The following is an 11,673-nucleotide window of genomic DNA, read 5'->3' as shown; positions in this document are numbered from 1 at the left end:
GTTCAGGGGTCTGACTCGGGGGGGGCGGTTCGCCTGTCCGGTAAGGGGTGGCCGGAGGTGTGGTTCACCCGCCCGGTGCGGGAGAGGGCGGTTCGCCTGCCCGGCGTGCGGTGGTGACGGGGCCCGGCCCACCTGCCGGGTACGGAAGTGACGGGGCGCAGCAGGCCACCTGCCCGGCACGGGGGCGGCTCACCCGCCCGGCACGGGAGGGGCGAGGCTCGGCTCATCCGCCCGGCGTCGGCGGCGAGAGGCACCCCGGAGGCGTCTCGGGTGGGTGTCGCCACCGCGGCGGGCGGCGGCCACGGCCCCCACACGGGCCACCCCGCGCAGACCTGCCGGCCCCGGCCGGGCGCAGCCCATGACGGGCAGGCGATCCCGCCCGTCATGGCCCGCCGTATGCCTCAGCCCTTGGCCGGGGAGGCCTTCCCGGACGGGCTCTCCGCGGTGTCCCCGCCGGAGGCCTCGTCCGGGGACTCCGCGAAGTCGACCTTGTTCATGTGCTTGCTCATGGACTTCATCAGGGCCCACACCGCCAGGGCCATCGCCGCGAAGACGATGAAGCCGAGGACGCCGGGGGTGACCTTGTCCTCGTCGACCTCCTTGGCGAAGGTCACGAGGTGCGTCATTGCCAGGCTTGCGCTTGCGCTCATGTCAGGCATTGTCGCGGATGCCCGCAAAGAGGTCGTCCTCGGGGAGGGAGGTATCGACGAGGGACTTGGCGAGCTCGTACTCCTCCGTGGGCCAGACCTCCTTCTGGAGTTCCAGCGGGACCTTGAACCAGCCCCCGTCGGGGTCGATCTGCGTGGCGTGGGCGATCAGGGCCTTGTCACGGATCTCGAAGAACTCGGCGCACGGAATGTGCGTGGTCAGCGTGCGGTCCCGCATCGGCGACTCGTTCCAGCGCTTGAGCCAGTCCCCGTACGGCGACTCCATGCCCCGCTCGATCAGCGCGTTGTGCAGCGCCTCGGTGCGGGGACGGTTGAAGCCCTGGTTGTAGTACAGCTTCTGCGGCTGGTACGCCGGGCCGAACTCGGACTCCGGGAACTTCTCGGTGTCCGCCGCACCCTCGAACGCCACCATGGTGATCTTGTGGGTCATGATGTGGTCGGGGTGCGGATAGCCGCCGTTCTCGTCGTAGGTGGTGATCACCTGCGGACGGAAGGCGCGGATCTGCTTCACCAGCTCGCCCGCCGCCTTGTCGACGTCCTCCAGGGCGAAGCAGCCCTCGGGCAGCGGCGGCAGCGGGTCCCCCTCCGGCAGACCGGAGTCGACGAAGCCGAGCCACTCCTGCCGGACGCCGAGGATCTCCCGGGCCTCGTCCATCTCCTTCTTGCGTACCTCGTGGATGTGCTCCTCGATGTACGTGTCGCCCTGAAGCTTCGGATTGAGGATGGAGCCGCGCTCCCCTCCCGTGCAGGTCACGACCAGCACGTCCACCCCCTCGGACACGTACTTCGCCATGGTGGCCGCGCCCTTGCTCGACTCGTCGTCGGGGTGGGCGTGCACGGCCATCAGTCGCAGCTGGTCAGTCAAGACTCAATCCTCGTAAGTCGGTGCCCCCGGTGTCTTCGGGCGCGAACGGCGGCTTCTATAGTGACCGAATCGGGGGACGATTAATTCCGCGGCCTGGTTTCCAGGGAGACGATCATGAGCACGGCGAGCACCCGGTTGCCCGAGGGCCGCTACGGCCGTTCCTCGGACGAGCGCGCCGACCACAAGCTCAAGATCGCCGGGACCGTGCTCGGAGCCCTCCTGCTCGCCCTGGTCGGTTACTTCGCCTACCACTACGTCGGTCAGAGCAAGATCAGCGGCGAGGTGATCGCCTTCGACGCGACGGACTCCGCGGTCGAGGTCCATCTGGAGGTCCGCAAGGACTCCGGCACCTCCGGTTACTGCACGGTCCGCTCCCAGGCGGCGAACGGCTCCGAGGTGGGCCGGGCCGACTTCCGCTTCGGCGGTGACGCCACCCGTATCGACAAGGTCGTCACGCTCCGTACGACGGCCCGGGGCACCACGGCCGAGCTGCTGGGCTGTCACACCGACTGACGTCACCCTCGATACTCGACCCTGACCTGCGTCGACGTATTTCTGATGGCTTATGTCCTCCCCCTTCGGGTCCTGAATTGTTAGGCTCGTGGTTTCGCCCATCCGTGAAGGAACATTCTTCTGGGTAGGGCGATGCTTTGTATTCCCAGTACCTACGAGGAGCACCTGTGACCCAGACCAGCGAAGACGTCACCTGGCTGACCCAGGAGGCGTACACCAAGCTCAAGGAAGAGCTGGCGTACCTGTCTGGTCCCGCGCGCGAGGAAGTCACCGCGAAGATCGCGGCAGCGCGCGAGGAGGGCGACCTGCGCGAGAACGGCGGGTACCACGCGGCCAAGGAAGAGCAGGGCAAGCAGGAGCTCCGCATCCGCCAGCTGACCCAGCTCCTGGAGAAGGCCAAGGTCGGCGAGGCGCCTGCGTCCGCGGACGGCGCGGTGGCTCCCGGCATGGTCGTGACGATCGCCTTCGACGGGGACGAGGACGACACCATGACCTTCCTGCTCGCCTCGCGCGAGTACGCGAGCGCGGACGTCGAGACCTACTCGCCGCAGTCCCCGCTGGGCTCCGGCGTGATCGGCCACAAGGTCGGCGAGGAGGCGGAGTACGAACTGCCGAACGGCAAGAAGGCCTCGGTGACCATCCTCAAGGCCGAGCCCTACAACGGCTGACCCGGACCGACCGGCACGTCTTCGGCGGGCCCCCGGCGCCCTCGCGGCGCCGGGGGCTTCGTCATGCGGTGGCCGAGCGGTACTTGCGGACCGCCAGGGTTCTGAACAGGACGATGATCAGGACCGAGTAGATCAGCGAGGCCCAGACCGGGTGCTGCATGGGCCAGGCGTCCGAGGGGGACACCCCGGGGTTGCCGAACAGTTTGCGGCAGGCCTGGACCGTGGCACTGAACGGGTTCCAGTCGGCGACGTGCTGCAGCCAGGGCGTCATACGGCTGGAGTCCACGAACGCGTTCGAGATGAAGGTGACCGGGAAGAGCCAGATCAGCCCTCCCGAGGTGGCCGCCTCCGGCGTCCGCACGGACAGGCCGATCAGCGCGCCGACCCAGGTGAACGCGTACCCGAGCAGGAGCAGCAGACCGAAGGCGCCGAGGACCTCGGCGATGTTGGTGTGGGTGCGCCAGCCGACCAGCAGGGCGACCATGGCCAGCACGAACAGGGTCAGGGCCGTCTGCACGAGGTCGGCGAGCGTCCGTCCGGTCAGGACGGCCCCGCGGGCCATGGGCAGGGAACGGAAGCGGTCGATGAGCCCCTTGTGCATGTCGTCGGCGATCCCCGCACCGGCGCCCGCGGTGGCGAAGGTGACGGTCTGCGCGAAGATGCCGGCCATCAGGAACTCGCGGTAGACGGAGGAGTCCGTGGTGCCGCCGATGTTCATGGAGCCGCCGAAGACATAGCTGAACAGCACCACGAACATGATCGGCTGGATGAGCCCGAAGATCACCATCTCGGGAATCCTGGACATCCTGATCAGATTGCGTTTGGCGACGACCAGCGAGTCCCGGACGGACTGGCCGAGGGCGTTGCCGGGAGCCGCGACGCGCGCGGTGTCGGTGACGGCGCTCACTTGGCTGCCTCCTTCTGGTCCGTGTTCTGGTCCGGCTTCTTGTCCGGCTTCCGGTCCGCCTTGCCGCCGGCCGGCTGGGCCGTGTCCTCCGGCTTGGCCTCGGCCACATGGCCCGTCAGGGACAGGAAGACGTCGTCGAGGGTGGGCCGGCGCAGTCCGATGTCGTCTATCTCGATGCCCCGGGTGTCGAGCTCGCGGATGACCTCGGCGAGCAGCTTGGCGCCGCCGGTGACGGGCACGGTGAGCTTGCGCATGTGGTCCTCGACCGTGGTGTCGCCCTTGCCGAAGCCGCGCAGGACGTCCGAGGCGGCCTGGATGTGCTCGCGCTCGTGCACGACGACCTCGACCCGCTCGCCGCCGGTGCGGGCCTTGAGCTGGTCGGAGGTGCCCGTGGCGATGACGTGGCCGTGGTCGACGACGGCGATCTCGTGCGCGAGGTGGTCGGCCTCCTCCAGATACTGGGTGGTCAGCAGCAGGGTCGTGCCTCCGGAGACCAGCCGTTTGATGACTTCCCACAGCATCTGGCGGTTGCGGGGGTCCAGGCCGGTCGTCGGCTCGTCCATGAACATCACGGGCGGTGAGACCACCAGCGCGGCCGCGAGGTCGAGGCGGCGGCGCATACCGCCGGAGTACGTCTTGGTGGGACGGTCGGCCGCGTCGGCGAGGTCGAACTGCTCCAGCAGTTCGGTCGCGCGGGCCTTCGCGTGCTTGGCCTTCATCTGGTAGAGCTGGCCGACCATCTGGAGGTTCTCGCGGCCGGTGAGGTATTCGTCGACCGCCGCGAACTGGCCGGAGAGCCCGATGGAGCGGCGCACGGCGTCGGGGTGCTTGAGGACGTCGATGCCGGCGACGACCGCCGAGCCGCGGTCGGGTTTGAGCAGGGTGGTCAGACAGCGGACGGCCGTCGTCTTGCCCGCGCCGTTCGGTCCGAGGAGGCCCAGGACGGTGCCTTCGGGGACATCGAGGTCGACGCCGTCCAGTGCCTTTACGTCTCCGAAGGTCTTGACCAGGCCTTCGGCATAGATGGCGCCTGGCATATGAGTCTCCACGTCGTCGGGGATTCTTGGAAAGGGGTGGCGCGACACACACCGTAACGCGATGTATCGCGTCTCTCAATGGAATTTCCCGAACGAGTGAACCCGAGCCCGTCGACTCAGTCGATGACCGTGTAGCCCGCCTCACGCAGGGCACGGCCGACCTCGACGCAGTGCTCCGGCCCCTTCGTCTCCAGGTGCAGCTCGACCTCCGCCTCCGCGAGCCCGAGCCGTGGATCGGTCCGGACGTGGCTCACGTCCAGGACATTAGCGTCGGCCACTGACAACACCCCGAGAAGCGTCGCGAGGGCACCGGGCCGGTCCGTCAGCCGCAGCCGGACGGCCAGGTAGCGGCCCTGCGCGGACATGCCGTGCCGCAGGACGCGCTGGAGCAGCACCGGGTCGACGTTGCCGCCGGACAGCACCGCGACGACCGGCCCCTCGAAGGCGCCCGGATCGCTCAGCAGAGCGGCGACCGGGCTCGCCCCGGCGGGCTCGACGACCAGCTTGGCCCGCTCCAGGCACAGCAGCAGCGCGGCGGACAGTTCGTCCTCGCTCACCGTGCGCACCTCGTCCACGAGTGCGTCCACGATCCCGAACGGCACGTCCCCGGGCCGTCCCACCTTCATGCCGTCGGCCATCGTCGCCGGGTTCTCGATCGACACCGGGTGCCCGGCCGCCAGCGAGGGCGGATACGCGGCCGCGCCCGCCGCCTGCACGCCCACGATCCGCACGTCGGGCCTGAGCGCCTTCACGGCGATCGCGACCCCGGCCGCGAGGCCGCCGCCGCCGATCCCGAGGACGATCGTGCGCACCTCCGGGCACTGCTCCAGGATCTCCAGGCCGACCGTCCCCTGGCCCGCGATGACGTCCGGGTGGTCGAAGGGGTGGATGAACACTGCACCCGTCTCGGCCGCGTACTCCTGCGCGGCGGCCAGGGTCTCGTCGACCACCTGCCCGTGCAGCCGCACCTCGGCGCCGTAGTGCCGGGTGGCGCTGATCTTCGGCAGCGGGGCGCCCTTGGGCATGAACACCGTGGAGCGCACGCCGAGCAGCGTGGACGCCAGCGCGACGCCCTGCGCGTGGTTGCCGGCGCTCGCGGCCACGACCCCCGCGGCCCGCTCCTCGGGCAGCAGTCCCGCGATGCGCACGTAGGCGCCGCGGAGTTTGAAGGACCCCGTCCGCTGGAGGTTCTCGCACTTGAAGTGCACCGGCGCGCCCACCAGCCGACTCAGATGGCGGCTGCCCTCCATCGCGGTCGTCCGCGCCACGCCCGACAGCATCTTCTGCGCGCCGCGCACGTCGTCGAGCGTCACCGGCGGCACAGGGCGGGCCTTGGGGTAGTTCATGACTCAAGTCTCGCAGTTCACACGCGCGCGCTCGCGCTGTGACCAACGTCCGAGACGGGTTTGCGCAGCGCCGGTACGGCCTGCCTCCGGGCCGCGTACTCTGTCCCCCAATCCAGCTCCCCCTTCATGAAGTGAGCCTCCGGCCATGCCCACAACACCTGAAATGTCGATGGACATGACGACCGTCGGTGACACCGGTCTCCTCGACACCCTGCAGCACGAGGTGGCGGTCTTCGCCCGTCGTGCCGAACAGACCCGGCTCGGTGGGGTCGGGCAGGTGCGCAACTCCATGGACCGCGCCGCGTACCTGCTGCTCAACCGGCTCGACAAGGAAGGCCCGATGGGCGTCAAGGCGCTCGCGGCGAGCATGGGCATCGACTCGTCGACGGTCACCCGGCAGGTGGCCCCGCTCGTCGACACCGGTCTGGTCAAGCGCACCTCGCACCCCGAGGACGGGCGCGCGGTGGTCCTTCAGCTGTCCCCGCGCGGACAGTCCCGGCTGGAGGAAGTGCGTTCCTCCCGGCGTCAGTTGATGGCCGAGCTGACACACGACTGGGCGCCCGAGGAGCGCGAGACGTTCTGCACGCTCCTCACGCGCTTCAACACCGCGCTCTCCTCCCGGATGGCGGCCCAGGGCGTCCCGGGGCCGGAGGCGCAGTCCTCCTAGCCACGCGCACGCGCGTGTACCGCCCCGCCTCTTGACCGGACGGCCGCGCCGGGCCTCATATGAGACCGGGTCCTCTGGGTCCTCCTGGTCGTACGAAGCCGTCGTACGGCCATCCGCAGGCGGGGAGGTGCGGTGCGGCAACGGCAGGCGTCCCAGGGCACGCGCCGGTCCCGGGAGTTCGAGGCGTTCGTCGCGGGCGCGGCGGGGCGGCTGCTGCACGCCGCGACGCTCCTGACGGCCGAGTCCCCCGACGACAACCCGCGCGCGCGGCGTCTGCTGACGCTGGCGCTCGCCCACACGTACGCGTGCTGGGACCGGCTGCGCGGCGAGGACCCCTACGACCGGGCCCGGCAGTACCTCGCCCTGCGCTTCGCCCACGGGGCGTGGCGCCGCCACGGCGTGCTGTTCGGCGGCCGCACGCACCCCGACAGCCCGCTGTCCCGGCTCACCCCCCAGGAGCGGCTGATCCTGGTGCTGCGCCTGTACGAGGGCGTGGCCGAGCAGCAGACGGCGGCCCTGCTGGGCCTGCCGGCGGAACGCGTCCACACGATCTGCGACCGGGCGACGGCGACCCTGCTGCACCCGGCGCGCGGGCCCGCACCGGCGGTGGTGGGGGCGAAGGTGACGGCGTCATGACACGGACGGCGCGCCCCGGGAGGTGCGCGTGAACCGGGCCCAGCGCGAGGCCGCCGTGCGGCAGCTCATGGAGCGGGGTGCGCCGCAGGTGCCGGCCGATCTGTACGGGGACGTCCTGCGGCGCGGGACGCGGATGCTGCGGCGCAGGTCCGTGGCGCGCCGGTGCATGTGGCTGCTGCTGCTCGCCGCGAGTGTGGCGTTCGTGGTGTGGGCGCTGACCGCGCGCCCCTGGGTGGAGCCGCCGTCCACGACGACTCCACCGATGACGGGCTGGTGAGCCGGCCGTACTACTTGGCCAGCGCCTGCTGGAGGTCCTCCAGCAGGTCGTCGACGTTCTCGATGCCCACGGACAGGCGTACGAGGTCGGCGGGGACCTCCAGCGCCGAGCCCGCCACGGACGCGTGCGTCATCCGGCCGGGGTGCTCGATCAGCGACTCGACACCGCCCAGGGACTCGCCCAGCGTGAAGATCCTGGCGCGGTTGCAGACCTCGACGGCCGCCTCCTCGCCGCCCTCCACGCGGAAGGAGACCATGCCGCCGAAGGAGCGCATCTGCTTGGCGGCGACCTCGTGGCCGGGGTGCTCCGTCAGACCCGGGTAGAGCACCTGCGTCACGCGCGCGTGCCGCGTCAGCATGTCGGCGATCCTGGTGGCGTTCTCGCTGTGCCGGTCCATGCGCACCGACAGCGTCTTGGCGCCGCGCAGCACCAGCCAGGAGTCGAAGGGTCCGGCGACCGCGCCCATCGCGTTCTGGTGGTACGCCAGTTCCTCGCCGAGCGTCTCGTCGGCGGTGACCAGGGCGCCGCCCACGACGTCGGAGTGGCCGCCCATGTACTTGGTCAGGGAGTGCACCACGACATCGGCGCCGAGCGCGAGGGGCTGCTGGAGGTAGGGCGTCGCGAAGGTGTTGTCGACGACGAGCCGGGCGCCCGCGTCCCGGGCGACCTGGGCGACGGCCGCGATGTCGGTGATGCCGAGCAGCGGGTTGGAGGGGGTCTCCACCCACACGACCTTGGTCTTCGGGGTGATCGCGGCCCGTACGGCGGCCGGGTCGCTGGTGTCGGCGACCGACCACTCGACGCCCCAGCGGGCGACGACCTTCGCGAAGAGACGGAACGTGCCGCCGTACGCGTCGTTGGGGATCACCACGTGGTCGCCGGGGCTGAGGAGCGTGCGCAACAGGCAGTCCTCGGCCGCCAGTCCGGACGCGAACGCGAGGCCCCGGCGGCCGCCTTCGAGGGCGGCGAGGTTCTCCTCCAGGGCCGTGCGGGTCGGGTTGGCGCTGCGGCTGTACTCGTAGCCGCCGCGCAGCCCGCCCACGCCGTCCTGCTTGTAGGTCGAGACCTGGTAGATCGGCGGCACCACCGCGCCGGTGAGGGGATCGGCGGTGTTGCCCGCGTGGATCGCGAGGGTCTCGAAGTGCTGACTGATGTGCCTGTCGCTCATGGGCTCCGAGGGTAGTCCGCCCGGGGGGCCGGTGCCGGACGACGGCCTCCCGGCGTCCGCACCGCAGGGTTTTCCCCAGGTGTGCGGGCCGGGCCGGGGAGTTTTCCACAGGGCGCGGACCGGGTTGGGCAATTGTCGGCGGCGTCTGGAACTCTTGAGGCATGGAGATTCTCTGGGTCCTGATGGCGGCGGTCATGCTGAGCTTCGTGCTGCTTCCGTTCCTGCGCCGCAGGCGGGGCGGGATCGAGCAGGTCCCGGCCGGCCACCCGGACGCCGCGGACCCGGCGGACTACGGCTTCGTGCTCCAGGAGGAGCTGGACATCCGCATGCCCGGCCCCGACCAGGACCTGCTGGACGTCCTGGACCTGGTGCAGCGCACGCAGGACTACAAGGCGGCCGCCCAGCTCCTGGCGGGCACCGAGCGGGAGGGCGAGCTGCGCTGGCAGCGTGTGCAGGCCTTCGCCGGGGCGGCCTCGCTGGAGCTTCAGCAGCGGCCGGGCGGGGTCGGCGAGGCACCGGGCGGGCAGTGGCTGCGGGTGTGGCGGGCCGAGCAGCCCAAGGACGCGGGCGGCGCTGCCGTGCACGCGGAGTTCCTGGTCCAGCAGGCGTGGCGGACCTCGACCCCCGGCACGGACGACTTCCGGATCATCATGGAGGAGGCGAGGGCGGCCTGCGGCGAGGCGGCCCTGCTGGCTCCCGGCGATCCGGTCCCGTACATCGTCGAGCTCTCCGTGGCACGCGGACTGGCCTATGCGCAGCCGGAGTTCGAGCAGCTGTGGCTGAAGATCCTGGACCGCGCGCCGAACCACATGGGCGCGCATCTGGCCGCGCTGCACTACTGGTGCGAGAAGTGGCACGGCTCGCGGGAGCTGGCGTACGGCTTCGCGGAGGCGGCGGCCGCCCGGGCGCCGCGGGGTTCGCTGCTCGCCGCGATGCCGTTGTTCGCGGTCTTCGAGCACCTGCCCGAGGTCAATCTGGTCAGCGGCTTCTACCGGAGCGAGGTCGTGACCAAGGCGATCCACGGCGCGCTGCACGCGGTCCACTCGGCCCGCGCCGACGACCCGATGCTGGCCCATGTCCGCCATCTGCTGGTCTTCTTCCTGGTGCGCGGCGAGCGCTGGGCGGAGGCCATGAACCAGCTCGTGCACATCGACGGCCACGTCGGCGCCCTGCCCTGGACCCTGTCCGCCGACCCGGCCTCGGAGTTCGCGATATACCGTGCGCTGGCGGTGGCGGGCTACGAGGCGAACGGCGGCAGCCCGGCGACACTGACGCAGTGACATGACCGCGCGGCTCGGGCCGGTCGACGCCCCCGGCCCACCGGAATGCGGGCCGGCCCGGAACCGTTGACCTGGCTGCCGCCCGCGCGAACGAAGGAGCCCGCCTCATGCTGTTCGGCCGTACGCCCGTCCTGCCCACCGCCGAGCAGGCACTGCAGGGCCGCTCCGAGCCGGCGTTCACGCTGCCCGACCGGCACACCGTCCTGGGCACCCCGCTGCTCGGCCCCTACCCCGAGGGCTACGGGATCGCGGACTTCGCCATGGGCTGCTTCTGGGGCGCCGAGCGGAAGTTCTGGCAGCTCCCGGCGGGGGTCTGGACGACCCTGGTCGGCTACCAGGGCGGCCACACCGAGAACCCCATGTACGAGGAGGTCTGCTCGGGTCTCACCGGCCACACCGAGGTGGTCCGCGTGGTCTTCGACCCCGCCCTCATCTCGTACGAGCGCCTCCTGAAGACCTTCTGGGAGTCCCACGATCCCACCCAGGGCTTCCGCCAGGGCAATGACGTGGGCACCCAGTACCGCTCGGCGATCCACACCCACACACCCGAGCAGGCAGCGGCGGCCGAGGCCTCCCGCACCGCCTACCAACGGGTCCTCACGGCCTCGGGCCACCGCACGATCACCACCGAGATCCTGCCCGCGGAAACCCGCCCTTTCTATCCGGCGGAGAGCTATCACCAGCAGTACCTGGACAAGAACCCGGCGGGTTACTGCGGAATCGGCGGGACCGGGGTGTCCTGTCCGGTCGGCGTGACGGGGGCCGGCGGCTGACGTCACCGTGCGTGCTTTGGCCGCCCCTTGAAGCGGCCCCCACCCGGCTTCCCGAGCTCGCCGCGACATCCACGTTCGAAATTGAATGGCCCGCGGGGATCAGGGGATCGCACCCTGTGCGTCATGAACGAGGCACACCCGCACCACGAGATCCGCGCACTGCACACGCCGTCCACGATCACCGTCTACCAGGCGTACACCCCGGAGATCGGCCTGCCCGCCGCCCGGGAGGGCCGGTTTCCCGCCGTGTGGAAGCGCGACAGGATGACGTGGATCAAGCCGTCGTTCCTGTGGATGATGTACCGCTGCGGCTGGGGCACGAAGGCCGGGCAGGAGACCGTTCTCGCTGTCGAGATCAGCCGTGACGGGTTCGAGTGGGCACTGCGCCACTCGTGTCTGTCGCACTACGTCCGCGGGGAGCACGCCGACCGGGCCGCCTGGCAGCGGCAGTTGAAGCGTGCTCCCGCTCGTGTGCAGTGGGATCCCGAGCGGGATCTGCGCCTCCAGCCCCTTCCCTACCGGTCGCTGCAGCTGGGGCTCTCCGGTGAGGCCGTGCGGCGTTACGCGGACGAGTGGACGGTCGGTATCCGGGACGTGACCCCACTGGCCCACGAGATCCACGCCCTCGTCCGGGATGGTGACCTGGCAGCCGCGACCCGGCTGCTGCCGCAGGAACTCCCCTACCCCGCGGAGCACGTCTCGGCCATGTAGGCCTCCGGTCCGTGTCGGGGGCGGTGCAGGTGGTGGGACGAGGTCGCGATCGCACCCGACGCCGTCGCCGTCGCCGGGCGGTCGCGTTCGGCGTCGGGCAGCCCGTGGCGGTCGGTCGATCGGTCGACCTGGGCGGGATCGTCGTACGGCCCACCGC

Annotated in this window: 15 protein-coding genes; 8 read left to right on the top strand and 7 right to left on the bottom strand. The window is 70.8% G+C overall.

Annotated elements, in window-relative coordinates:
- Nucleotides 1-401 precede the first annotated feature (401 nt).
- Both EHS43_RS24600 and mca read right to left on the bottom strand, forming a co-directional pair.
- Nucleotides 402-659, bottom strand: coding sequence for a hypothetical protein (locus tag EHS43_RS24600; RefSeq protein ID WP_125192936.1), 258 nt, complete (start codon nucleotides 657-659; stop codon nucleotides 402-404).
- Entirely contained in the window at nucleotides 652-1,512 is an 861-nt protein-coding gene (gene mca / locus EHS43_RS24595) for a mycothiol conjugate amidase Mca (protein WP_185806385.1), read from the bottom strand. The genes EHS43_RS24600 and mca overlap by 8 nt, the downstream gene beginning before the upstream one ends.
- A 135-nt stretch (nucleotides 1,513-1,647) precedes the next feature.
- Here mca and EHS43_RS24590 point away from each other — a divergent pair, with 135 nt between their 5' ends.
- Complete coding sequence (locus EHS43_RS24590) at nucleotides 1,648-2,046, top strand: DUF4307 domain-containing protein (RefSeq protein WP_125192934.1); 399 nt, start codon at nucleotides 1,648-1,650, stop codon at nucleotides 2,044-2,046.
- A gap of 167 nt (nucleotides 2,047-2,213) precedes the next feature.
- The gene (gene greA, locus EHS43_RS24585) at nucleotides 2,214-2,714 is read left to right on the top strand and encodes a transcription elongation factor GreA (protein ID WP_125192933.1); all 501 of its coding nucleotides are present in this window, start codon (nucleotides 2,214-2,216) and stop codon (nucleotides 2,712-2,714) included.
- Nucleotides 2,715-2,775: 61 nt separating this feature from the next.
- On the opposite strand, the gene EHS43_RS24580 is transcribed toward greA, so the two are convergent.
- The 3 genes from EHS43_RS24580 to ilvA form a co-directional block, all read right to left on the bottom strand.
- The gene (locus tag EHS43_RS24580) at nucleotides 2,776-3,621 is read right to left on the bottom strand and encodes an ABC transporter permease (RefSeq protein WP_125192932.1); all 846 of its coding nucleotides are present in this window, start codon (nucleotides 3,619-3,621) and stop codon (nucleotides 2,776-2,778) included.
- Nucleotides 3,618-4,658, bottom strand: a complete 1,041-nt coding sequence (locus EHS43_RS24575) for an ATP-binding cassette domain-containing protein (protein WP_260470691.1) — start codon at nucleotides 4,656-4,658, stop codon at nucleotides 3,618-3,620. The genes EHS43_RS24580 and EHS43_RS24575 overlap by 4 nt, the downstream gene beginning before the upstream one ends.
- A gap of 116 nt (nucleotides 4,659-4,774) precedes the next feature.
- Nucleotides 4,775-6,004, bottom strand: a complete 1,230-nt coding sequence (ilvA, locus tag EHS43_RS24570) for a threonine ammonia-lyase (RefSeq protein WP_125192931.1) — start codon at nucleotides 6,002-6,004, stop codon at nucleotides 4,775-4,777.
- Between the two features lie 163 nt (nucleotides 6,005-6,167).
- On the opposite strand from ilvA, the gene EHS43_RS24565 reads away from it, so the two are divergent.
- The 3 genes from EHS43_RS24565 (at nucleotide 6,168) to EHS43_RS24555 (ending at nucleotide 7,584) form a co-directional block, all read left to right on the top strand.
- Nucleotides 6,168-6,671 (top strand): MarR family winged helix-turn-helix transcriptional regulator, encoded by a 504-nt coding sequence (locus tag EHS43_RS24565; protein ID WP_185806384.1) that lies wholly within the window; start codon nucleotides 6,168-6,170, stop codon nucleotides 6,669-6,671.
- Nucleotides 6,672-6,803: 132 nt separating this feature from the next.
- Nucleotides 6,804-7,307, top strand: coding sequence for a sigma factor-like helix-turn-helix DNA-binding protein (locus EHS43_RS24560; RefSeq protein ID WP_125192930.1), 504 nt, complete (start codon nucleotides 6,804-6,806; stop codon nucleotides 7,305-7,307).
- A gap of 28 nt (nucleotides 7,308-7,335) precedes the next feature.
- Nucleotides 7,336-7,584, top strand: coding sequence for a hypothetical protein (locus tag EHS43_RS24555; protein WP_125192929.1), 249 nt, complete (start codon nucleotides 7,336-7,338; stop codon nucleotides 7,582-7,584).
- Nucleotides 7,585-7,594: 10 nt separating this feature from the next.
- On the opposite strand, the gene EHS43_RS24550 is transcribed toward EHS43_RS24555, so the two are convergent.
- Nucleotides 7,595-8,752 (bottom strand): cystathionine gamma-synthase, encoded by a 1,158-nt coding sequence (locus EHS43_RS24550; RefSeq protein WP_125192928.1) that lies wholly within the window; start codon nucleotides 8,750-8,752, stop codon nucleotides 7,595-7,597.
- Between the two features lie 161 nt (nucleotides 8,753-8,913).
- Between EHS43_RS24550 and EHS43_RS24545 the strand changes: the two genes are divergently transcribed.
- The 3 genes from EHS43_RS24545 (at nucleotide 8,914) to EHS43_RS24535 (ending at nucleotide 11,516) form a co-directional block, all read left to right on the top strand.
- A complete protein-coding gene (locus EHS43_RS24545) occupies nucleotides 8,914-10,032 on the top strand; it encodes a hypothetical protein (RefSeq protein ID WP_125192927.1) in 1,119 nt (372 codons plus the stop codon).
- Between the two features lie 107 nt (nucleotides 10,033-10,139).
- Entirely contained in the window at nucleotides 10,140-10,805 is a 666-nt protein-coding gene (gene msrA, locus EHS43_RS24540; RefSeq protein WP_125192926.1) for a peptide-methionine (S)-S-oxide reductase MsrA, read from the top strand.
- A gap of 123 nt (nucleotides 10,806-10,928) precedes the next feature.
- The gene (locus EHS43_RS24535) at nucleotides 10,929-11,516 is read left to right on the top strand and encodes a DUF4291 domain-containing protein (protein WP_125192925.1); all 588 of its coding nucleotides are present in this window, start codon (nucleotides 10,929-10,931) and stop codon (nucleotides 11,514-11,516) included.
- Here EHS43_RS24535 and EHS43_RS47100 read toward each other — a convergent pair.
- The coding region (locus EHS43_RS47100) for a hypothetical protein (protein ID WP_221740757.1) at nucleotides 11,486-11,673 on the bottom strand (188 nt) is incomplete at its 5' end. The genes EHS43_RS24535 and EHS43_RS47100 overlap by 31 nt on opposite strands.

The sequence above is a fragment of the Streptomyces sp. RP5T genome, from assembly GCF_003933965.1.
In the GTDB taxonomy this organism is placed as follows: Bacteria; Actinomycetota; Actinomycetes; order Streptomycetales; family Streptomycetaceae; genus Streptomyces.
Note: the sequence above shows the minus strand (reverse complement) of the source record. Positions and strands in the feature narration are given on the sequence as shown.